Below are 21,972 nucleotides of genomic sequence, written 5' to 3'. Positions count from 1 at the left end.
AAAGGCGTACGGAACATGAACGGCGCCTGCCCGCCTGTCCCCGACCGGACGACTGGGCAGGCGTCGTCGCTTCCTGGGCGTGCGGGTACGCTCGGGCCTCTGACAGCCGAGGGGGAGACCGTGGCCGCGCTCAGTCTGCGCAAAGTGGAGGAGACCGCGCCCGCGCTGGTCGGCGCCTACCGGTCGGCGGGGGTGTCCCTGCGCAAGCACGGCCTGGACGGGCTGCGGGCGGCCGTCTACCTCGTGGTCGACTACTCGGGCTCGATGAGGCCGTACTACCAGGACGGCAGTGTGCAGGCGCTCGCCGACCGGGTGCTGGCACTGTCCGCGCACCTGGACGACGACGGCCGGGTGCCCGTCGTGTTCTTCTCCACGGACGTCGACGCGGTCACCGACATCGCCCTCGCCGGACACCAGGGCCGCATCGAGCGGATCGTGGCCGGGCTCGGCCACATGGGCAAGACCAGCTACCACCTGGCGATGGACGCCGTCATCGACCACTACCTGGACAGCGGCGCGACCGCGCCCGCCCTGGTCGTCTTCCAGACCGACGGCGGTCCGGTCAACAAGCTCGCCGCCGAGCGCTACCTGTGCAAGGCGGCGAAGCTCCCGCTGTTCTGGCAGTTCGTCGGCTTCGGCGACCCGGGCAGCCGGCAGTTCGAGTTCCTGCGGAAGCTGGACGAACTGGCGGTGCCCGGCAAGCGGATCGTGGACAACGCCGGCTTCTTCCACGCGGGCGCGGACCCACGGCGGCTCTCCGACGCCGAGCTGTACGACCGGCTCGCCGGCGAGTTCCCGAGGTGGCTGTCGGCGGCACGCGCGGCGGGCGTCGTAGCGCCGGACCGAGTCATGCCCCGGCGTCGATCCGCCTGCTGACCGCCCACTAGAGCCCCTCCGTCAGCACCAGGTCCCGGCACTCATGAGGCGTCCCCCACGCCGAGCGCAGTGCCCGCGCCTTGGTCAGCCACAGGGACAGGTCGTACTCCGCCGTGTACCCGATCGCGCCGTGCAGCTGCAGTGCCGCTCGGGCCGTTCGGTACGCCGCCTCGCACGCCGTCAGCTTGGCCGCGGCCACCTCCGCCGGACGCAGGGACGCCGCCGCGCCGAAGAGCAGGGGACGGGCGAACTCCAGGGCGGTCTTCGCGTCGGCCAGGCGGTGCTTGACTGCCTGGAAGGAGCCGACGGACACCCCGAACTGGGTACGCTGCCGCACGTACGCGACGGTCCGGTCGAGCAGGGCGAGGCCGACGCCGAGGGCCTGGGCGGCGGTGGCCAGCCGGATCCAGGTGAGCGCCCGGTCGTACGGCGCGGCCCGGGTGAGGAGTTCACCGCCGGGGGCGAGCGGGGTCAGCCTGCGGGCGGGGTCCAGAGAACGGCGCACCTGACCGGGGGCCGGCGTGCACAAGTACAGGCCGTTCGGGGCCGGGGACAGACACAGCGCGGCCGCGTCGCCGTCGACGGCGTATCCGCCGGGCGCCGCCACCGTCGCCGGCTCCGTGCCGTCCGCGAGCGCGGGCAGGAAGCGCTTCGCCAGCGGGGGCTCCCCGAGGAGGACGGCAGCCCCGACCGTCTCCGCGAGCGGGCCGGGCACCGCATGCCGGCCCAACTCCACGAAAGCAACCGCCAATTCCACCGGACGCGGCCCCAGCCCGCCGTACTCCTCCGGCACCGCGAGGCCGAACACGCCCGCCCCGGCGATCCGCGACCACAGTGCGAGCCCGCTCGCATGGTCGCCGCGGCTCCACTCCCGGATCACCGCCGGGGTGTCCGCGGCCGACAGCATCGCGCGCAGGGAGCCGGCGAAGGCACGCTGCTCGGCGTCGAGGAGGAAGCGCATCAGCGGCGTCCCTTCGGCATGCCGAGCAGTCGCTCGGCGATGATGTCGCGCTGGATCTCGTTGGTGCCCGCGTAGAGCGGACCGGCGAGCGAGAAGACGTACCCCTCGGACCAGTCCGTGTCCGCCGGCTCGCCTTCCGGGCCCAGCAGATCGAGGGCCGTCTCGTGCAGCGCGAGGTCCAGTTCGGACCAGAAGACCTTGTTCATGCTGGACTCGGGGCCGAGTTCCGCGCCCTCCAGGAAGCGGGAGGCGGCGGCGTAGGTGAACAGCTGGTAGGCGCGGGCGCCGATCAGGGCGTCGGCCACCCCGGCGCGGGCGTGCTCCGGGCAGCCGCGCGCCCGCCACAGCTCGGTCAGCCGGTGCGCCGAGGCGAGGAAGCGGCCCGGTGAGCGCAGCGTCAGCCCGCGTTCGTTGCCCGCCGTGGACATGGCGATCCGCCAGCCCTGGCCGGGCTTCCCGATGACGTCCTCGTCCGGCACGAACACCTCGTCCAGGAACAGCTCGGCGAAGGCCGGCCTGCCGTCCAGGCGGCCGATCGGGCGGACCGTGACACCCGGTGCGCGCAGGTCGAACATCAGGTACGTGAGCCCCTGATGGGGTTTCGGGGTGTCCGGGTCGCTGCGGAACAGGCCGAAGGCCCGGTCGGCGAAGGCCGCCCGCGAGGACCAGGTCTTCTGCCCGCTGAGCAGCCAGCCGCCGTCCGTCCGCAGCGCCCTGGAGGTCAGCGAGGCCAGGTCGGAACCCGCCTCCGGCTCGGACCAGGCCTGCGCCCAGACCACCTCGCCGGTGGCCATCGGGGGCAGCACGCGCGCGCGTTGCTCCTCCGTGCCGTGGTCGAAGAGCGTCGGGGCGAGCAGGCTGATGCCGTTCTGGCCGACCCGGCCCGGCGCGCCCGCCGCCCAGTACTCCTCCTCGAACACCAGCCACCGCAGCAGCCCCGCGTCCCGGCCGCCGTACCGCTCCGGCCAGGACACCACCGACCAGCGGTCCGCGGCTAGTCGCGCCTCCCACGCGCGGTGCGCCGCGAAGCCCTCCGCCGTCTCCAGGGACGGCAGCTGGGTACGCGGCACATGCTCCTCCAGCCAGCCCCTGGCCTCGGCGCGGAACTCCTCGTCGGCCTCGGAATGGGACAGATCCACCGCCGCCGCCTCCCTTCCGACAGCTTCCCTAACAAGTGTTTGGTAGGTTAGCGTGGCCCTATGACAGGCGTCGAGAGCCCGGCCTATGTGCCCGGGCACGGACTGCTCAGGGGCCGCACCGCCGTCATCACCGCGGCGGCCGGCGCCGGCATCGGCGGAGCGACCGCGCGCCGCTTCCTGGAGGAGGGTGCGCGTGTGCTGATCAGCGACGCCCACACGCGCCGGCTGAAGGAGCACGAGGCCGAACTGGGCCGCGAGTTCCCGGCCCGGGTGACCGCCGTGCCGTGCGATGTGACCGACGAGGGTCAGGTGCGGGCCCTGTTCGCGGCGGCCGTGGCCGAGCACGGAAAGCTGGACGTCGTCGTCAACAACGCGGGACTGGGCGGCACGTCGGAACTCGTCGACATGACCGACGAGCAGTGGTCCCGGGTGCTGGACGTCACCCTGAACGGCACCTTCCGGTGCACCCGCGCCGCCCTGCGGGCGATGCGGGAGACCGGCGGCGGGGTCATCGTCAACAACGCCTCCGTCGTCGGCTGGCGCGCCCAGGCCGGTCAGGCGCACTACGCCGCCGCCAAGGCCGGGGTGATGGCCCTGACCCGCTGCGCGGCGATCGAGGCCGCCGCGTACGGCGTGCGGGTCAACGCGGTGGCCCCGAGCCTCGCCATGCACCCGCACCTGGCGAAGGTCACCTCGCCCGAACTGCTGCGGGAACTGACCGAACGGGAGGCCTTCGGACGGTACGCCGAACCCTGGGAGGTGGCCAACGTGATCGTCTTCCTGGCCTCCGGCTACTCCTCCTATCTGACCGGCGAGGTCGTCGCCGTCAGCAGCCAGCACCCCTGACGACCGGGACGGACCACAATGGGTGCGTGCCGACCAAGAAGAAGCCCCAGGTGACCGCGGCAGCGGCCCGGCGCGGTGAACTCCTCAGCACCGCTGCCGAGGTCTTCGCCGAGCACGGCTACAACGCCACCACCGTCCGCAGGATCGCCGACCACGCCGGGATGCTCGCGGGCAGCCTGTACTACCACTTCGACTCCAAGGAGTCGATGCTTGAGGAGATCCTGCGCACCTTCCTCGACGAGCTCTGGGACGGCTACGACGCCGTCCTCGCCGCAGGGCTCGGGCCCCGCGAGACCCTGGAGGCGCTCGTCACCGAGTCCTTCCGGGAGATCGACCGGCACCGCGCGGCCGTCGCGATCTACCAGAAGGAGAGCAGGCAACTCGCCGCCCAGGACCGGTTCGCGTTCCTCGCCGAGTCCCAGCGGAGGTTCGAGAAGGCCTGGCTCAGCACGCTGGAACGCGGGGTCGCCGAGCACGCCTTCCGCGCCGACCTCGACGTCCGCCTCACCTACCGGTTCGTACGCGACACCGTGTGGGTCGCCGCCTCGTGGTACCGGCCCGGCGGACAGCACAGCCCCGAGGAGATCGCCCGCCAGTACCTGTCGATGGTGCTGGACGGGATCGCCGTACGCGAGTGACACCGTTCGCATCACGCCCCTTTTCCTGTGAGGGAGTTGCCATGGCCGAGGCCTATATCGTCGAAGCGGTCCGCACACCCGTCGGGCGGCGCGGGGGAGGGCTCAGCGCCGTCCATCCCGCCGACCTGGGCGCACATGTGCTGACGGCGCTGGTGGAGCGGGCCGGGATCGACCCGGCCGCCGTGGACGACGTGGTCTTCGGCTGCCTGGACGCGGTGGGGCCGCAGGCCGGGGACATCGCCCGCACCTGCTGGCTGGCCGCCGGGCTCCCCGAGGAGGTACCGGGCGTGACCGTCGACCGGCAGTGCGGCTCCTCGCAGCAGGCGGTGCACTTCGCCGCACAGGCCGTGCTGTCCGGCACCCAGGACCTGGTGGTCGCCGGGGGAGTGCAGAACATGTCCCAGATCCCCATCGCCTTCGCCTCCCGTCAGGCCGCCGAGCCCCTCGGCCTGACCGACGGACCCTTCCTCGGCAGCACCGGCTGGCGCGCTCGCTACGGCGACCGGTCCGTCAACCAGTTCGCCGGCGCCGAGATGATCGCCGCCAAGTGGGGCATCAGCCGCGAGGACCAGGAGCGGTTCGCCCTGGACTCACACCGGCGGGCGGTGCGCGCCATCGACTCCGGCCGCTTCGCACGCGAGACCGTCCCCCTCGGCGAGGTCACCGTGGACGAGGGGCCGCGCCGGGACACCTCGCTGGAGAAGATGGCCGCTCTCAAACCCGTCCTTGACGGCGGCACCGTCACCGCGGCCTGCTCCTCCCAGGTGTCCGACGGGGCCGCCGCCCTGCTGCTCGCCTCCGAACGGGCGGTACGCGACCACGGGCTGCGCCCGCGGGCCCGCGTCCACCATCTCTCCGTGCGCGGCGAGGACCCCATCCGGATGCTCTCCGCTCCCATCCCGGCCACGGCCGACGCCCTGAAGAAGACCGGCCTCACCATCGACGCCATCGACCTTGTCGAGATCAACGAGGCCTTCGCCCCGGTCGTCCTGGCCTGGCTGGAGGAGACCGGCGCCGACCCCCGGAAGGTCAATGTCAACGGCGGCGCCATCGCCCTCGGCCACCCGCTCGGCGCGACCGGCGTCCGGCTGATGACCACCCTGCTGCACGAACTGGAACGCACCGGCAGCCGCTACGGCCTGCAGACCATGTGCGAGGGCGGTGGCCAGGCCAACGTGACGATCATCGAACGCCTCTGAGCCCTCCTCGCCCGCCCGGTTCCCTCAGCCCCGCCGGCCCCACAAGTCCTTCCAGCACTTCCTCCGCCTCCCGCACGATCCGCTCCACCAGCTCCGCGCAGGACGGCAGGTCGTCGATCAGCCCGGCGACCTGCCCGGACGCCATCACCCCGAGGTCCGTACGGCCGTCCACCAGTGCGGACCTCAGCAGCATCGGCGTGTTGGCGGCCAGCAGGACCTGGCTCCAGGACAGCTCCTTGCCGTGCTTGAGCGCGCGTCCGTCCCGGACCAGCTGCCGCCAGGTGAGCCCCGACAGCCGGCGGAAACCGGCCGCCTTCCCTATCGCGTGGGCCAGCACCCGTATCCGCCCCGACCGCTCCAGCGTGTCCACCAGCTCCGTGCGCAGCATCCGGTGCGGCAGGCCGTCCACCGCCCGGGTGACCGTGACGTCCCGGACCGTCGCCGCCAGGTACCGGGCCTTCACCGGGTCCGGCACCGTCGAGTCGGAGGTGAGCAGGAACCGTGTGCCCATCGCCACCCCGGCCGCGCCGTACGCCAGCGCAGCCACCAGACCGCGCCCGTCGAAGAAGCCGCCAGCCGCCACGACCGGGATGTCCACGGCGTCCACCACCTGCGGCACCAGCACGCTCATCGCCACCTCGCCGGTGTGCCCGCCGCCCTCACCGCCCTGCACGATCACCGCGTCCGCACCCCAGGCGGCCACTTTCTCCGCGTGCCGGCGCGCCCCCACCGACGGGATGACGACGACGCCTGCCTCCTTCAGCCGGGCGATCAGCTCACGCGAGGGCGCCAGGGCGAAGGAGGCCACCCGCACACCCTCGGCCAGCATGATCTCCACGCGGTCCGCCGCGTCGCCCGCGTCGGCGCGCAGGTTCACCCCGAACGGCGCGTCGGTACGCGACCTCACCTCCCGTATCGCCTCGCGCAGCCGGTCCGGTGTCATCGTCGCGGACGCCAGGATGCCGAGCGCGCCCGCGTTCGCCGCGGCCGTGACCAGCCGTGGGCCGGCCACCCAGCCCATCCCGGCCTGCACGATCGGATGGCGTGTCCCGACCAGCCGGGTCAGTGCGGTGTCCATCAGACCGGAACCTCCCCGGCCCGGGTCTTCCCCGGATCGATCACCTCGCGGATCAGGCGCAGTTCGGCGGCGGTCGGTTCACGGGTGTACGGCACCTCGTCCGGGATCACGAGGCCGAACCCGGTCGCCTGCCGCACCTGGTCCACCGTCACCCCCGGATGCACCGAGACCAGCCGCATCGTGCGGTCCGGCGTGGCGAAGTCGAAGACGCCGAGGTCGGAGACGACCCGCGGGATGCGGTGGTACGGCGCACCGGCCGCGCGGTCGTACCCGACCCCGCACACCATGTCCACCTTCTCGACGAAGACCCGCCGGGAATGCTTCGGGATCCAGTAACTCGTCGCGTTGTTCAGCGTGTTGACCGGTGCCCCGCGCACGCCGAGCAGTTGCCGCGCCGGCTTCGCCCAGTCGCCGATGCAGGAGATGTTCTGGTTGCCGTACCGGTCGATCTGGCTCGCGCCCATCATCACGTGCCGGCGGCCCCCGGCGACCAGTTCCAGGTGCTTGCGGTAGGGCAGCCAGCCCTCGACCGTGCCGTCCGGGTCCACGATCAGCGCCTCACCGTCGGTCAGCAGCAGGTCGGGTGCGAAGGTCCGCTTGGCGAGACGGGCGCCGACGGACGGGACCAGGCCCATCGGGCTCGCCAGGATCTCGCCTCCGTCCCGCCAGGCCTCTGCGCAGGCGATGACGCAGTACTCGGCGCGGGACGCGACGCCGTGCCCGGTTGGTGCGGCCTCACCAGTGACTCCGCTCATGACTCCTCCCCGACCGCCGTCCGGTAGTGACGTTCGTCCCCGGCCAGATAGCGCGCCGCGAACCGGGGCCAGGGCGTGGTCGCGTACCGCTTCTGGAACGCCTCGTCCCGGCCGTAGTCGGGAGCGCAGGACGTGAAGTGCGCGCCGCCCGGGGTCTCCACGACCCCGGTCACCACATGCCGCTTGACCAGCAGGGTCTGCGGCGCCGCCGCCTTCGTCAGCTCCGCCGTGTCCACGATCCGCTCGCAGGAGACGTACGCCGCGTCCGCCGCCTCGCAGAACAGGTCGTCGAAGTACGGGTCCGGGCCCAGATACTGGCCGTTGCCCAGCCGGTCGGCGCGGTTGACGTGCACCAGGGCGGCATCCAGGCGCAGGGCGGGCATGGCGACGAACGTCTCCCCGTCCTCGTACGGCGACGTGACCGTCCGCAGACCCGGGTTGACCCGCATGACGTCCGAGCCGAGGCCCGCCCGGACCGGCAGGAAGGGCAGCCGGTTGGCGGCGGCGCGCAGCCCCCACATGAACATCGCCTCGTCGATCTCCGTCAGCTCGAACGCGCCGCGCTCGCGTGCCGCCCGGTAGTGCGGTTCCAGCGGGATGGAGTCGAGGGTGACGAAGGCGGTGACCAGCCTGCGGATCCGGCCGGCCGCGGCCAGCATCCCGACGTCCGGGCCGCCGTACGACACGACCGTCAGGTCGCCGATACCTGTCCGCAGCAGGGCTCTGACCAGCGCCATCGGTTTGCGGCGGGAGCCCCAGCCGCCGATGCCGAGGGTCATGCCGCTCTCCAGCCGGGAGACCACCTCGTCGGCGGTCATCGTCTTGTCGCCCATCTACGCGCCCTCCTTCCCGAACGTGTCGCGGACCCGGTCGGCCAGGCCGCTGAGGTTGGCCTCGAAGGTGAAGCCCTGTTCGAACCGGTAGCTGCGGCGGACGTCGACCGGATCGACGCCGTTGATGGCGGCCTTGGCCATGCGCAGCAGCCGCCCGTCCTTGGCGGCGATCTCACGGGCCAGCTCCAGCGCCGCCGCCCGTAACCGCGCACGCGGCACCACGCGCCACACCGAACCGTGCCGGTGCAACTCCTCGGCGCTCGCCGTGCGCCCCGTGTAGTACAGGGCGCGCATGAGGTGCTGCGGGACCAGCCGGGCCAGATGCGTCGCGGCGCCCAGCGCGCCCCTGTCCAGCTCGGGCAGCCCGAAGGAGGCGTCCTCGCTCGCCACGATCGCGTCCGCGTTCCCCACCAGGCCTATCCCGCCGCCCAGACAGAAGCCCTGCACCGCCGCCACGACGGGGACCGCGCACTCGTAGACCGCCGTGAAGGCCTCGGCGCAGCCGTGGTTGGCGCCGATCAGCGCCGGGTGCCCCTGCGCCTGTATCTCCTTGATGTCCACGCCCGCGTTGAATCCGCGGCCCTCGGCGGCCAGCACCACGCACCGGACACCGCCGTCACAGCCCGCGGCGCGCACGGCGCCGGCCAGGTCGAACCAGCCGCGCACCGGCAGCGCGTTCACCGGCGGGAAGTCGACGGTGACCACGGAAATCCCTTTTTCCGGGGACGAACAGGAGACACCCATGGGCGCATCAGCTACCTTTCCACCAAACATTTGTTAGGTGCGAGGCTTCGAAGCTAGCAGTCTGCGCAGACAAGCGGGAGAGCCTGTGGATAACTTGCCGCGCGACACGACCAGCGACACGACCAGCGACACGACAAGCGACAGGACCGGCGACAGGGCCAGCGAGAGAACCGTGGTCGTCACGGGCGGCACCCGGGGGGTCGGAGCCGGGATGGCCCGGGCGTTCGCCGAGACCGGCGCCCGGGTCGTGGCCTGCGCCCGCCGGCCGCCCGAACAGCCCCTGGACGGCGTCGAGTTCGCTCCACTCGATCTGCGCGACCCGCCCGCCGTACGGGCCTTCTTCGCCGCGCTGCCCCGGCTCGACGTCCTCGTCAACAACGCGGGCGGCACGCCGTACCGGCGGCTCGCGGACGCCGACGCCGAACGGCATGCCAGGGTGGTCGAACTGAATCTGATCGCCCCGCTCACCGCCTCCCTCGCCGCCTATGAGCACCTGCGGCGCAGCCAGGGCTCGGTCGTGATGGTCGGCAGCGTCAGCGGCGGCCGGCCCTCGCCCGGTTCGGCCGCGTACGGCGCGGCCAAGGCCGGTCTCGCCAGCCTGGCCGCCTCCATGGCCGTGGAGTGGGCCCCCGAGATCCGCGTCAACACGCTCGTGGTCGGCATGGTCCGCACCGAGCTGTCGCATCTGCACTACGGCGGACCGGACGGCGTCGCCGCCGTCTCCCGCACCGTCCCCCTCGGCCGGCTGGCCGCCCCCGCCGACGTCGGGGCCGCCGCCGTCTTCCTCGCCTCCGACGCGGCCGCCTACATCAGCGGAGCCGCCCTGCACGTGCACGGGGGCGGGGAGCGGCCGGCCTTTCTGGACGCCGCAAACGTCAACAAGGAGAAGCGTCAACAGGGAGAAGTGAGATGAGCGGAATCTGCGACGGCCGGGTGGTCGCCGTCACCGGAGCCGGCCGCGGACTCGGCCGCGCGCACGCCCTGGCCTTCGCGGCCGAGGGCGCCCGGGTCGTCGTCAACGACCTGGGCGTGGGACTGGACGGGGCGCCCGGCGCGGAGAGCCCGGCCGCGGCCGTCGTCGCGGAGATCCGGGCCGCCGGCGGCGAGGCGGTCGCGCACGGCGGTGACATCGCCACGACCGACGGCGCCGCCTCCCTGGTCCGAACCGCCCTGGAGACGTACGGCCGGCTCGACACGCTCGTCAGCAACGCCGGTTTCCTGCGCGACCGGATGCTGGTCAATCTCGACGAGGACGACTGGGACGCCGTGATCCGCGTTCACCTCAAAGGGCACTTCCTGCCCCTGAAACACGCCGCCGCGCACTGGCGGGGCGAAGCCAAAGTCGGGCGTGTCCCGCAGGCCCGGATCGTCCACACCAGCAGCGGGGCCGGTCTGCTGGGCTCGGTCGGACAGGGCAACTACAGCGCCGCCAAGGCCGGGATCGTCGCGCTGACCCTGGTCGCGGCGGCCGAGCTGGCCCGCTACGGCGTCCAGGTCAACGCCGTGGCGCCCGCCGCCCGCACCCGCATGACGGAACGTACCTTCGCCCGGGCCATGGCGGTCCCGGCCACCGGGTTCGACGCGATGGCCCCCGAGAACGTCTCCCCGCTGGTGGTCTGGCTGGGCTCGGCCGCGAGCTCCGGCGTCACCGGCCGGGTCTTCGAGGCGGAGGGCGGCCGGATCACCGTCATGGAGGGCTGGCGGCCCGGCCCCACCGCCGACAAGGGCACACGGTGGACACCGGCCGAGGCGGGGGAGACGGCACGCGGGCTGCTGGCGGAGGCGGCGGCCCCGGGGGCGGTCTACGGGGCGTAGCGAGGGTCAGCCGGTCAGGCGTGCCGCCGCCGCGTGCTGCCGCTCGCTCATCACCGACAGGAAGCGGACCACCGTCCTGAGCTCGTCCGTGCTGAACTCCTCGCACGCCTCGACGATGTCCCGCGCCCAGTCCTCGAAGAACACGGCCAGCTCGGCGAGTTTGTCCTCGTTCAGTTCGACCAGCACCCGGCGCTTGTCCGTCGGGTGCTTGACCCTGCGTACAAAACCCTTCGCCTCCAGCCGGTCGAGCAGCCCCGTGACCGACGCGGGGGCGAGTCCGGTCAGCCCGGCGAGGTCCTTCGCGGTGAGCGGGCCGTGCCGCTGGAGGAAGTCGAGGGTCTTCGTCTCCGTCGCGTTCAGGCCCTGCTTGGCGGCGACCGCCGAGTGGAACATGACCGTGACCGCGCTGTGCGCCCGGCCCACCTCCATGAGCTGCTCCAGCGCCTCGGACCGCGCCGTCTCGTCCCCTGTCCCGTCTGCCTTGGCCATGGCCCCAGGCTAGCAAAAATTTCGTTCGACCGAACTAACGACTTGCCATCGGGTACGTGCCGGTGCAACTCTTTCGTTAGTCCGAACGAAATAAATCTCGGAGGGGACCTTCATGTCCGCAACGCTCACCGAACCCGCCCCGGCGGCGGCGCAGCCCCATCCGCGCCGCTGGGCCGCCGCCGTCGTGATGATGGTCGCGGCGCTCATGGACCTGCTGGACACCACGATCGTCAATGTGGCCGTGCCGTCCATCAGCCGTGATCTGCACGCCTCGGCGAGCGACCTGCAATGGGTCGTCTCCGCCTACCTGCTCGGCTTCGCCGCCGCCCTGATCGTCTCCGGCCACCTCGGCGACCGCATCGGCCGACGCCCGCTCTTCCTCGCCGGTACGGCCGGTTTCGGGCTGGCGAGTCTGGCCTGCGGGATCGCCCAGTCACCAGGTCAGCTGATCGCCGCCCGCGCCGTCCAGGGCGTTCTGGCGGCCGTACTGGTGCCGCAGGTGATCGGCTCGTTCCGCACCCTCTTCCAGGGCAGGGAACGCGGGGCCGCCTTCGGCATGTACGGCGCCGTCGCCGGATTCGCCTCCGCCGTCGGGCTGCTGCTCGGCGGGGTGCTCACGGACGCCGACCTGTTCGGCTGGGGCTGGCGCTCGGTGTTCCTGGTGAACGTGCCGGTGGCCGTGGCGACCTTCGTCGGCGGGCTGCTGCTGGTCCCCTCCACGCGGGAGCGGTCGGCGGGCCGGCCGGACGTCGTGGGCAGTCTGCTGCTGGCCGGGGGCCTGGTCGCGATCGTGCTGCCGCTGGTGCAGGGCCGGCAGAGCGGCTGGCCGCTGTGGGGCTGGGTCTGCCTCGGGGCGGGTGTCGCGGCCGTGGCGGGGCTGGGGGTGTACGAGGCCCGACGGCACCGCCCCGGTACGGTGCCGCTGCTGCCGGCCCGCGCCTTCCGGCTCCCGGTGTTCTCGGTGGGCGTCCTCGTCCAGTTGCTGTTCTCGGTCGGCATGCAGGGCTTCTTCCTGGTCTTCGCGGTCTGGCTGCAGGCCGGTGAGGAGTACACGCCGATGCAGGCCGGGCTGGTGACGGTCGCCTTCTCGGCGGGCGGTTTCCTCACCGCGCCGGCCGCGGACGGACTCGCCGCACGGTACGGGCGGCTGGTGCTCGGTGCCGGGGCGCTGATGATGGCGGGCGGCCTCGGCTGGGTCGGGGCGGTGGCCGGCGGCGCGCGGGCCGTGCACACCGGGGCGTGGCCGCTGGTGCCGGGCCTGCTCGTCGCCGGGGCAGGGCTGGGGTTCCTGGTGGTGCCGCTGGTGAACGTGGTGCTGTCGGCGGTGCCGGGGGAGTTGGCCGGTGGGGCATCCGGGATCTTCTCCACGGCTCAGCAGTTCGGGGGAGCGGTGGGCGCCGCCGGGATCGGCACGGTGTTCTTCGGGCGGGTGTCCACGGGGATGTCCGGGGCGTTGGGCGATGCGATGCCGTGGGTGACCGGGGCGTTCGTGCTGTGCGGCGTGCTGTGCGCGGCGCTTCCCCGGCGGGGCTCGGCCGAGCACCTCGGCTGACACGCCGGCCCCGCCGGGGGCGGAGCCCCGGTCGGTGCCTAGTGCCCCGGCAGGCAGCGTTCGCCCGACGGGGCGAACGCTGCCTGTTGGGCCACTAGGTGTCGCACTCCAGGACCGTCCGGCACAACCCGCACCGCGCCCGTACCCGCCCCTTCACCGGTACCCGGATCCGCTGGTGGCAGGTCGGGCACGGGAAGGACACCCGGAGCTGCCCGGCGGGGTCGGGGCTGAAGGCGTAGGGGGCCGTCGGCTGGATGCCGGAGGCGCGCCGGCGGTCGTGGGCGTAGCGGCGCCGGCCCGCCCAGCCGGCTCCGGTCAGCGGCGGCTGCTGTTCGTCCCGGCGGGCCAGGGCCATCCCCTTGACGTACGCGTCGTAGGCCTGCGGGCTGGTGAACCACACCGAGGGGTCCTCGTGGAAGAGCAGCGCCCGCTTGGCCAGGACGTAACCGAACTCCTCCGGGGTGAGGTAGCCCAGCTTCTGCGAGGAGACCGCGTCCTCCCGGTAGGCGTCCAGCAGCAGCCAGCCCGCGCCCAGGTACGCCGTCACCGTGTCCGTGAGGATCTCGTTCTCCGCCGTGGTCGGGAAGGAGAGGTCCAGGCGGTGCAGGTAGACATGCGCCACCTCGTGGGCGAGGGCCGCGCCGATGTCCCCGCGGTGGGTGCGGAAACGGTCGTTCAGCTCCACGAAGTACTCGGGACCCGCCGCCAGTTCGACGTTCGCCGCGTGGGTCATCTCCCGGAAGCCGACGATCAGCCGCGCGTCCGGCAGCCGGAAGTGCCGCACGATCTCGCGGGCCACCCGCTGCGCCCCCAGATGCAGGTCGTCGGTGTCGCAGAAGGCCACGTCCGCGGGGACCACGCTGGTCGAGAACGTCTGGACGGTGGCGTAGGACAGGCGCCTGTACAGCGCGGTGATGGCGGCCCGCACCGTCTCCAGGTGCGGGTAGCCGTGCTGGACCGGTCCGCCGTTCGCCACGTCCGCACCCCCAAAGACGCCGGAACCCCTCTCCACTGTAGGCGGGAGGGACGGCTGGTCCGAGTCTGTCCGCTGCAACTCCAGCATCCCCACGTCGTTCTCACCCCTTCCGGCGATCAGCGCCATGGACGAAGATCAGCGCTGCTTGCACAGGAGTCCGCTCCGGAGAAGGCCCGGGAGGAGCGCCGATGTACCAGACCTGGATGCGGTTCTTCAGCCCCGGCCCCGCACACCGCGGCCTCGGTCTGGTCTGTCTGGGCGTCGGCCTCCAGTACGGTGCGCTGCCCACGGTCGGCCCGCGGACCCTCGACCACCACGTGGCCGTCGTGATCAGTGCGGGCGGCGGCTGGTACCGGGGCGCCGACGGCCGCCGTACCACCGTCACCGCGCCCGCCCTGCTCTGGCTCACCCCCGGCGTGCGCCACCACTACGCGCCCGATCCGGACACCGGCTGGGACGAGGGCTTCGTCGACTTCGCGGGACCCGCGACCGCCACGTACACCCAACTCGGCTACATCGAGCCGGACCGGCCCGTCGTCCCGCTCTCCGACGCCTCCGGGCCCCGCGCGGTGGTCGCCCGCATCGCCCGTGCCGCCCGCCGCGGCAATCCGCTGCTGGAGGTGGAGACCGGCGCCGCCGTGCACGAACTCCTCGTCGCCCTGCGCCGTGCCCGTGCCGACCTCGCCCCGGACGGCGACCAGGTGCTGAAGGCGCTCGCACGGGACGCCTGCACACCGATGAGCGTCGCCGACCACGCGCGCGTGCACGGCATGACCCCGGCCGAGCTGCGCAGCGCCGTCCGCCGGGCCGCGGGCTGCAGCCCGAAGGACTATCTGCTCGGTATCCGCCTCGGCCGCGCCAAGGAACTCCTCGCCGCCACCGAGCTGCCCGTCGCCGCCGTCGCCCGCCGCGTCGGCTACGAGGACCCTGCCTACTTCTCCCGGCTGTTCACCCGCCGTGTGGGCCTCGCCCCGGTCCGCTTCCGTGCCCAGCAGGGCCGCAGCGTCCCCGGCGGCTGGAGCGACCGCGTCCCGGACCCCGGCGATCCGCCGATGATCCACTCCCCGGACACCGCCGAGGCCGGGCCCGGCGACCCCCTAGGCTGACGCCCATGACCACCAGCAACATCGGGAACGGCGACGTGGACCCCGAGGTCCGCCAGGAGCTGGAGCGGCTGCGCGACAGCATCGACAACATCGACGCGGCCGTCATCCACCTGCTCGCCGAGCGTTTCAAGGCCACCCAGCAGGTCGGCCGGCTCAAGGCGGTGCACCAGCTGCCGCCGGCCGACCCCGCCCGCGAGGCCCGCCAGATCGAGCGGCTGCGCCGCCTCGCGGAGAACGCCAAGCTCGACCCTGCCTTCGCCGAGAAGTTCCTGAACTTCATTATTGCGGAGGTGATCCGCCACCACGAGCGCATCGCCGAGGACGCCGCCAACGGACAGCAGACGCAGGCCTGATCCTCGCGCCGGGGAGCGTGCGCCGGGGAGCCTGCGGCGGGGCGCGTGCGACGGAGTCGGGGACGAGTGGGACATAAGGCGTGAAGCTGCCCACCCTCTGTGCGGTGTCAGCGGGATCAGGCAGCATGGCCTGCATGTCCGTACTCACGCGCGACGAAGCGCAGCTCCGAGCACAGCTCCTCGACGTCCACCGCTACACGGTCGAACTGGACCTCACGACCGGGGACGAGACCTTTGACTCCCGCACCGTGATCCGGTTCACCGCGCGGTCCGCCGGGGACACGTTCGTGGAGCTGAAGCCCGCCGAGTTGCGCGCCGTCACGCTCGACGGGGAGCCCCTCGACCCCGAGCAGCTGCGGGACGGCCGGCTGGCGCTGAAGAACCTCGCCGCGGGCGCCCACGAACTGCGCGTCGACGCCGCCATGGACTACTCCCGCACCGGCGAGGGCATGCACCGCTTCACCGACCCGAGCGACGGCGAGACGTACGTCTACACCCAGCTGTTCATGGACGACGTCCAGCGCGTCTTCGCCGCCTTCGACCAGCCCGACCTGAAGGCCGTCTTCGAGGTCTCCGTCAAGGCACCCGAGGGCTGGACCGTGCTCGCCAACGGCGTCACCGAGCACCGGGGCGACGGCGTCTGGCAGGCCACGCCCACCCCGCTGATCTCGACCTACCTCGTCGCCGTCGCCGCCGGCCCCTGGCACTCGGTGCGCACCGAGCACCAGGGGCTGCCCTTCGGCATCCACTGCCGCCGTTCCCTCGCGCCCTACCTCGACACCGACGCCGACGAGATCTTCGACGTCACGCGCGCGTGCTTCGACCGCTACCACGAGAAGTTCGAGGAGCCGTACCCCTTCGACTCCTACGACCAGGCCTTCGTCCCCGAGTTCAACGCGGGCGCCATGGAGAACCCGGGCCTGGTCACCTTCCGCGACGAGTTCGTCTACCGCTCCGCCGTCACCGACACCGAACGGCAGACCCGCGCCATGGTCATCGCGCACGAGATGGCCCACATGTGGTTCGGCGACCTCGTCACCCTCAAGTGGTGGGACGACATCTGGCTGAACGAGTCCTTCGCCGAGTACATGGGCTACCAGACCACGGCGGAGGCCACCCGTTTCACCGGCCCCTGGACCGAGTTCGGCGTCACCCGGAAGGCCTGGGGCTACGACGCCGACCAGCGGCCCACCACCCACCCGGTCGCCCCCGAGAAGGTCGACGACACGGCCTCCGCGCTGCTCAACTTCGACGGCATCTCCTACGCCAAGGGCGCCTCCGCGCTGCGCCAGCTGGCCGCCTGGCTCGGCGAGAAGGACTTCCTCGCCGGCATCAACACCCACTTCGCCCGGCACAAGTTCGGCAACGCCACCCTCGCCGACTTCATCGACTCGCTCTCCTCGGCCACCGACCGCGACGTGCCCGCCTGGGCCGACAGCTGGCTCCGCACCACCGGTGTGGACCGGCTCACGCCCGTCATCGCCGCCGCCGACGGCAACTGCACCCTGACCGCCGACCGCGCGGGCAGCCGCCCGCACCGCCTCACCGCCGGCCTGTACGACCACGACGTGGCCGACGAGGGCCGGCTGGTGCTGCGCGAGCGCCTTGAGTTCGACGTCCCGCAGACCGCCCCGCAGCCCATCGGCAAGCGTCCCGCGCTGCTCCTGCTCAACGACGGCGACCTCACCTACGCCAAGGTCCGCTTCGACGCCGGCTCCTTCGCCACGGTCCGCTCCAGCCTGTCCGGGCTGCCCGACCCGCTCACCCGCGCGGTCGTCTGGAACGCCCTGAGGGACGCGGTGCGCGACGGCGAACTCCCGCCCACCGCCTACCTGGAGACGGCTCGCGCCCACCTCCCGCGGGAGACCGACCTGGCCCTCGCCCAGGGCGTCCTCGCCTTCGCCTCCGGGCAGATCGCCGACCAGTACCTGGAGCCCGAGGACCGCCCGGCCGCCCTGTCGACCCTCACCGCCCTCTGCCGCGACCTGCTGCGGCGCACCGAGGACGGCGACCACCCGGGCCTGCGCCTGATCGCCGTACGGCACCTGATCTCCGTGGCCGCCCACCCCGACACCATCGCCGCCTGGCTCGCCGACGGCACGGTGCCCGGCGGTCCGGAAATCGACCCCGAGCTGCGCTGGCGCATCCTCGGCCGGCTCGCCACGCTCGGCGCCACCGACGAGGCCGCCATCGCCGCCGAGCTGGAGCGCGACCCGAGCGCCACCGGGCAGGAGGGCGCCGCCCGGTGCCGTGCCGCCCTGCCCGACCCGGACGCCAAGCGCGCGGCCTGGGAGGCGATGTTCGCCCGCGACGACCTGTCCAACTACCTCTTCACGGCCACCGCCCAGGGCTTCTGGCAGCCCGAACAGGCCGATCTGGTACGGGAGTACGTGCCGCGCTTCTACACGGACGCGGTCGCCGTCAGCGCCCGGCGCGGCCCCGCCATAGCGGTCGCAGCCGGCCGCTGGGCCTTCCCCGCACATGCCGTCGACACCGAGAACCTGCGGCTGGGAGAGGCCTGTCTGTGCGACGCCGATCCCACCCCGGCCCTGCGCCGTACCCTCGCCGACCGCCTCGACGACCTGGCCCGCGCCCTGCGGGTGCGCGGCCGGCAGGAGCAAGCGGCGCCGGCGGAGAACGGGGGACAGGAGGCGCATGGGGACCAGGGGGCAAAGGAGGAACAGGGAGCGCCGGCGGAGTAGGTCCGGTGACCTAGGGCGCGGCTGGTCCCTGCCGACGATGCGGCGGTCCGGACGCCCCTCCTAGGCTCGAACCCTCAAGAACGACCACCGAGCCTTCGGAGGCGAATTCCGTGATCGTAGTGACCGGCGCGACCGGCAATGTCGGCCGCGCCCTCGTCGACCGTCTGCTCGCCGCGGGCCGGCCGGTGCGGGCGCTCACCCGGGACCCGCAGCGGGCGGCCCTGCCGGACGGCGCCGAGGTCGTGCGGTACCGACCGGACGACCCCGCCCCGCTGTTCGCCGGGGCCACGGCCGTGTTCCTCTACGCGCAGACCGGCGCGTCCGACCTGCTGGCGGCGGCCCGCGCCCACGGGGTACGGCATGTCGTGCTGCTCTCCAGCGGCATCATCCAGGAGGGTGCCGACGAGACGCACCCCATCCACGTCATGCATGCCACCGCCGAACGGCAGATCCGCGACAGCGGGCTCGACTGGACCTTTCTGCGCCCGAACGCCTTCGCCACCAACGCCCTGCAGTGGGCACCGCAGATCCGTGCCGGGAACACCGTCCGGGGTGTGTTCGCGGACATGCTCACGGCACCCATCCACGAGGACGACATCGCGGCCGTCGCCGAGCGGGTCCTGCTCGATGACGGCCACGAGGGCGCCGTCCACCGCCTCACCGGGCCCGAGGCGACCACCAACACCGACCAGATCGCCGCGATCGCCCGGGCGATCGGCCGCGATCTGGACTTCGTCGAGGTGTCCCCGGCGGAGGCGGGGCCCGAGTTGTTCCCCCACGCCCCGCCGGAGTTCGTCCAGGCCCTCCTGAACAGCTTCGCCGCCACTGTGGGCGTACCCCCGGAGATCACCGACACGGTGGAGAAGGTCACCGGCACCCCGGCCCGCACCTTCGCGCAGTGGGCCCGGGACCACGCGCAGGACTTCGGCGGACGGGACTGACCGGGCCGCACGAAAACCCACCGCTTCCCCAACGCGCCCTTCCCACACGGCAGTACCCACTTTCGGGTGCGATCGTCGTTCTTTCGGGACAAGCGGTCCGCTTCCCGTACAAGCTGGATACCGAAGGTCAGCTTATGAGCGGGAGGACAGCCGATGAGCGGTGCGGAACCTCTGCGCACGCCGCCCCTCGCCTCGGGCCCCCACGGTCCCGGCGCCCTGCGCTCCCTTCTCGGCACCGTCCTGGACGCGCTCGCGGCCGGCAGCCGGGAGCGCGGGGGACCGCTGCCCGCCGGGGGACCCGAGGCCGTCGCCGCGCACGTCGCCGACGTCCTCGGGGACGTCCTGGCGGACCACGGCGACCCCGACGCCCTGCGCGCCCTCGTGCACGTCCTCGCGGAGGGCGCCGCCGATCCGGCCGACCCGCTGTGCGCGGCCCATCTGCACTGCCCGCCGCTCGCCGTGGCCACCGCCGCCGACCTCGCCGTCAGCGCCCTCAACCCGTCCCTGGACTCCTGGGACCAGGCCCCGGCCGCCTCCGCCCTGGAAGCCGCCGTCACCCGCGCGCTCGCCCACGCCGCAGGGCTCGCCGACGCCCTCGTCACCTCCGGCGGCACCGAGTCCAACCAGCTCGCCCTGCTGCTCGCCCGCGAGGCCCACGGCGGCAGCGTGCGGCTGGTGTGCGGGGCCAACGCCCACCACTCGCTGCCGCGCGCCACCTGGCTGCTCGGCCTGCCCGAACCGGTCGTCGTCCCGGCGGCGGCCGGCACCCTCGACCTCGCCGCCCTCGACGAGGCCCTCACCGCGCTCTCCGGCCCGCTGCTGGTCGCCGCCACGGCCGGCACCACCGACGCCGGACTCATCGACCCGCTGCCGGAGATCGCCGGACTGTGCACCGCCCACGGCGCCCGCCTGCACATCGACGCCGCCTACGGCGGTGGCCTCCTCTTCAGCGACCGGCACCGGGAGAAACTCACCGGCCTGGAGGCCGCCCACACCGTCACCCTCGACCTGCACAAGCTCGGCTGGCAGCCGGTCGCCGCCGGCCTCCTCGCCGTCGCCCGCCCCGCCGAACTCGCCGTACTCCACCACCGCGCCGACTACCTGAACGCCGACGACGACACGGAGGCCGGACTCCCCGACCTGCTCGACCGCTCCCTGCGCACCACCCGCCGCCCCGACATCCTCAAGACCGCCGTCACCCTGAAGACCCTCGGCCGCACCGGACTCGGCGCCCTGGTCGACCACGTCTGCGCCCGGGCGGCCGAGCTCGCCGCGCTGGTCCGGGAACACCCCGGCTTCGAGCTGTACGACCGGCCCGTGATCAGCACCGTCCTGTTCCGGCCCGCGGGCGCCGACGACGACACCGTGGCCGCCGTACGCCGCAGGCTGCTGCACGAGGGCCGGGCCGTCCTCGGGCGCGCCCGGCTCGACGGCCGCCTCTGGCTCAAGGCCACCCTCCTCAACCCCCACACCCGGGCGGGCGACCTGGCCCAGCTCCTGAAACTCGTGGAAGAAGGCACCCTCGCATGACCAACTCCCCACGCCACGAGCCGGCCTCCCCCCGCGACCTGGTCGGCATCGGCATCGGCCCGTGCAACCTCTCCCTGGCCGCCCTCGCCCACCCGCTCGCCGAACTCGACGCCGTCTTCTACGACCAGCGCCCCGGTTTCGACTGGCACCCCGGCCTGCTCATCGAGGGTGCCACCATCCAAGTGCCCTTCCTGGCCGACCTGGTGACCCTCGCCGACCCCACCAGCCCCTGGAGTTTCCTGAACTACCTCAGAACGCACGAACGGCTCTTCCCCTTCTACTTCGGCGAGCGCTTCCACATCCAGCGCGCCGAGTACGACGCCTACTGCCGCTGGGTGGCGCAGAGCCTGCCCGGGCTGAGCTTCGGCCACCAGGTCCACTCCGTCTGCTGGAACCCCGAACGCGACGTGTTCGAGGTCGACTTCACCCAGCTGGGCGCCGACGGCGAGGCCGAGGCCCTGGGCCGTACGTACACCCGGAACATCGTCCTCGGCGTCGGCACCGCCCCGTATGTGCCCGACGCGCTCCAGCCCCTGGTGGACGCCCCCGGCGTGCCCGTCATCCACGCCGCCGACTACCTGGACCACCGCTCCGCCCTCCTGGCCGCCGAGCACGTCACGGTCGTCGGCTCCGGACAGTCCGGCGCCGAGGTCTTCCTCGACCTGCTGCGCCACCGCCCCGCCGGCCGCGAGAAGCTGCACTGGATCGGCCGCAGCGCGGCGTTCGCGCCGATGGAGTACTCCAAGCTCGGCCTGGAGCACTTCACGCCCGACTACACCCGCTACTTCCACGCCCTCACCGAGCCGGTCCGTGACCGGCTGGTCGCCGCCCAGGGCCAGCTGCACAAGGGCATCGACGCCGGTACCCTCGCCGCCATCCACGACGAGCTGTACCGGCGCACCCTGGACGGCGGCTGGCCCGACGCCGTTCTCACCCCCGGTGTCCGGGTCCGCACGGCGGGCCGCATCGCCACCACCAAGATCGAGCTGCACCTGGAACACCTCCAGCAGGACAGCCGCTCCCGGCTGACGACCGACGCCGTCGTCCTCGCCACCGGCTACCGGGAGCGCCCCCTCGGCCGCCTGCTGGCCGGGCTCGACGCCTATGTGCGCCGCGACAGCAGCGAACGCCCCCGCATCGACGAGGAGTTCCGGCTCGCCCTCGACCCCTCGGTCACCGGCTCGGTGTACGTCCAGAACGCCGAACTGCACACCCACGGCGTCGGCGCGCCCGACCTCGGCCTCGCCGCCTGGCGCAGTGCCACCATCCTCAACTCCGTCACCGGAAAGGAGTCGTACACGCTGCCCACCCGAACGGCCTTCACCACCTTCGGCCTCCAGGGCTCCCGGCCCCGGGTCCCACGCGCCCGGCAGGCACCGCAGCTCACGCCGCTGGTCGAAGGACGGTAGGAAACGGCCGAGGCCCGGAAGAAGGCCGGT

General features: G+C 72.9%; 21 protein-coding genes. 13 read left to right on the top strand and 8 right to left on the bottom strand.

The features are described from left to right. Positions 1–120 precede the first annotated feature (120 nt). Positions 121–876: a vWA domain-containing protein gene (locus ABT171_RS23975; protein WP_351246982.1), complete on the top strand. Its 756-nt coding sequence runs from the start codon at positions 121–123 to the stop codon at positions 874–876. 7 nt (positions 877–883) lie between these two features. On the opposite strand, the gene ABT171_RS23970 is transcribed toward ABT171_RS23975, so the two are convergent. After that, positions 884–1,837 (bottom strand): acyl-CoA dehydrogenase family protein, encoded by a 954-nt coding sequence (locus ABT171_RS23970; RefSeq protein WP_351246980.1) that lies wholly within the window; start codon positions 1,835–1,837, stop codon positions 884–886. Further along, positions 1,837–2,976 carry an acyl-CoA dehydrogenase family protein gene (locus tag ABT171_RS23965; protein ID WP_351246978.1) on the bottom strand — a complete coding sequence of 380 codons (1,140 nt, stop codon included), beginning with the start codon at positions 2,974–2,976 and terminating at the stop codon, positions 1,837–1,839. Before ABT171_RS23965 ends, ABT171_RS23970 begins: the two co-directional genes overlap by 1 nt. 60 nt (positions 2,977–3,036) lie before the next feature. Here ABT171_RS23965 and ABT171_RS23960 point away from each other — a divergent pair, with 60 nt between their 5' ends. Genes ABT171_RS23960 through ABT171_RS23950 form a run of 3 tightly spaced genes read left to right on the top strand, consistent with a single transcriptional unit; the run spans position 3,037 to position 5,659 of the window. After that, entirely contained in the window at positions 3,037–3,822 is a 786-nt protein-coding gene (locus ABT171_RS23960) for an SDR family oxidoreductase (RefSeq protein ID WP_351246976.1), read from the top strand. A 26-nt stretch (positions 3,823–3,848) separates the two neighbouring features. Next, positions 3,849–4,460: a TetR/AcrR family transcriptional regulator gene (locus tag ABT171_RS23955; RefSeq protein WP_351246974.1), complete on the top strand. Its 612-nt coding sequence runs from the start codon at positions 3,849–3,851 to the stop codon at positions 4,458–4,460. A 41-nt stretch (positions 4,461–4,501) separates the two neighbouring features. Further along, entirely contained in the window at positions 4,502–5,659 is a 1,158-nt protein-coding gene (locus ABT171_RS23950) for an acetyl-CoA C-acetyltransferase (protein ID WP_351246972.1), read from the top strand. On the opposite strand, the gene ABT171_RS23945 is transcribed toward ABT171_RS23950, so the two are convergent. The 4 genes from ABT171_RS23945 to ABT171_RS23930 are packed head-to-tail and all read right to left on the bottom strand — an operon-like array spanning position 5,643 to position 9,069. Further along, positions 5,643–6,737 carry an NAD(P)H-dependent flavin oxidoreductase gene (locus ABT171_RS23945; protein ID WP_351246970.1) on the bottom strand — a complete coding sequence of 365 codons (1,095 nt, stop codon included), beginning with the start codon at positions 6,735–6,737 and terminating at the stop codon, positions 5,643–5,645. The two genes, ABT171_RS23950 and ABT171_RS23945, sit on opposite strands and share 17 nt — an antisense overlap. Beyond that, the gene (locus ABT171_RS23940; RefSeq protein WP_351246968.1) at positions 6,737–7,492 is read right to left on the bottom strand and encodes a CoA-transferase subunit beta; all 756 of its coding nucleotides are present in this window, start codon (positions 7,490–7,492) and stop codon (positions 6,737–6,739) included. The genes ABT171_RS23945 and ABT171_RS23940 overlap by 1 nt, the downstream gene beginning before the upstream one ends. After that, positions 7,489–8,325, bottom strand: a complete 837-nt coding sequence (locus tag ABT171_RS23935; RefSeq protein WP_351246966.1) for a CoA transferase subunit A — start codon at positions 8,323–8,325, stop codon at positions 7,489–7,491. Before ABT171_RS23935 ends, ABT171_RS23940 begins: the two co-directional genes overlap by 4 nt. Next, positions 8,326–9,069: an enoyl-CoA hydratase family protein gene (locus ABT171_RS23930; RefSeq protein ID WP_351246964.1), complete on the bottom strand. Its 744-nt coding sequence runs from the start codon at positions 9,067–9,069 to the stop codon at positions 8,326–8,328. Between the two features lie 85 nt (positions 9,070–9,154). Here ABT171_RS23930 and ABT171_RS23925 point away from each other — a divergent pair, with 85 nt between their 5' ends. Further along, the gene (locus tag ABT171_RS23925; protein WP_351246962.1) at positions 9,155–9,982 is read left to right on the top strand and encodes an SDR family oxidoreductase; all 828 of its coding nucleotides are present in this window, start codon (positions 9,155–9,157) and stop codon (positions 9,980–9,982) included. After that, positions 9,979–10,884, top strand: a complete 906-nt coding sequence (locus tag ABT171_RS23920) for an SDR family oxidoreductase (protein WP_351246960.1) — start codon at positions 9,979–9,981, stop codon at positions 10,882–10,884. The genes ABT171_RS23925 and ABT171_RS23920 overlap by 4 nt, the downstream gene beginning before the upstream one ends. A gap of 6 nt (positions 10,885–10,890) precedes the next feature. Here the strand turns inward: ABT171_RS23920 and ABT171_RS23915 are convergent, their stop codons facing one another. Continuing rightward, positions 10,891–11,373 carry a MarR family winged helix-turn-helix transcriptional regulator gene (locus ABT171_RS23915; RefSeq protein ID WP_351246958.1) on the bottom strand — a complete coding sequence of 161 codons (483 nt, stop codon included), beginning with the start codon at positions 11,371–11,373 and terminating at the stop codon, positions 10,891–10,893. A gap of 112 nt (positions 11,374–11,485) precedes the next feature. On the opposite strand from ABT171_RS23915, the gene ABT171_RS23910 reads away from it, so the two are divergent. Continuing rightward, entirely contained in the window at positions 11,486–12,925 is a 1,440-nt protein-coding gene (locus tag ABT171_RS23910; protein WP_351246956.1) for an MFS transporter, read from the top strand. Positions 12,926–13,019: 94 nt separating this feature from the next. Here ABT171_RS23910 and ABT171_RS23905 read toward each other — a convergent pair whose 3' ends face one another. Next, positions 13,020–13,901: a hypothetical protein gene (locus ABT171_RS23905; RefSeq protein WP_351246954.1), complete on the bottom strand. Its 882-nt coding sequence runs from the start codon at positions 13,899–13,901 to the stop codon at positions 13,020–13,022. Between the two features lie 188 nt (positions 13,902–14,089). On the opposite strand from ABT171_RS23905, the gene ABT171_RS23900 reads away from it, so the two are divergent. The 6 genes from ABT171_RS23900 (at position 14,090) to ABT171_RS23875 (ending at position 21,942) form a co-directional block, all read left to right on the top strand. Continuing rightward, positions 14,090–15,007, top strand: coding sequence for a helix-turn-helix domain-containing protein (locus tag ABT171_RS23900; RefSeq protein ID WP_351246952.1), 918 nt, complete (start codon positions 14,090–14,092; stop codon positions 15,005–15,007). Between the two features lie 5 nt (positions 15,008–15,012). Further along, positions 15,013–15,360 (top strand): chorismate mutase, encoded by a 348-nt coding sequence (locus ABT171_RS23895; protein ID WP_351246950.1) that lies wholly within the window; start codon positions 15,013–15,015, stop codon positions 15,358–15,360. Between the two features lie 134 nt (positions 15,361–15,494). Beyond that, positions 15,495–18,062 (top strand): aminopeptidase N, encoded by a 2,568-nt coding sequence (gene pepN / locus ABT171_RS23890; RefSeq protein WP_351246948.1) that lies wholly within the window; start codon positions 15,495–15,497, stop codon positions 18,060–18,062. A gap of 110 nt (positions 18,063–18,172) precedes the next feature. Continuing rightward, complete coding sequence (locus ABT171_RS23885; protein WP_351246946.1) at positions 18,173–19,003, top strand: NAD(P)H-binding protein; 831 nt, start codon at positions 18,173–18,175, stop codon at positions 19,001–19,003. Between the two features lie 153 nt (positions 19,004–19,156). Continuing rightward, entirely contained in the window at positions 19,157–20,533 is a 1,377-nt protein-coding gene (locus ABT171_RS23880; RefSeq protein WP_351246944.1) for a pyridoxal phosphate-dependent decarboxylase family protein, read from the top strand. Next, positions 20,530–21,942, top strand: coding sequence for a lysine N(6)-hydroxylase/L-ornithine N(5)-oxygenase family protein (locus ABT171_RS23875; RefSeq protein WP_351246942.1), 1,413 nt, complete (start codon positions 20,530–20,532; stop codon positions 21,940–21,942). The genes ABT171_RS23880 and ABT171_RS23875 overlap by 4 nt, the downstream gene beginning before the upstream one ends. The last annotated feature ends 30 nt before the right edge of the window (positions 21,943–21,972 follow it).

Source organism: Streptomyces sp. NPDC001851 (assembly GCF_040297165.1).
Classification (GTDB): domain Bacteria; phylum Actinomycetota; class Actinomycetes; order Streptomycetales; family Streptomycetaceae; genus Streptomyces.
This window is presented reverse-complemented; position numbering and strand designations above follow the sequence as displayed.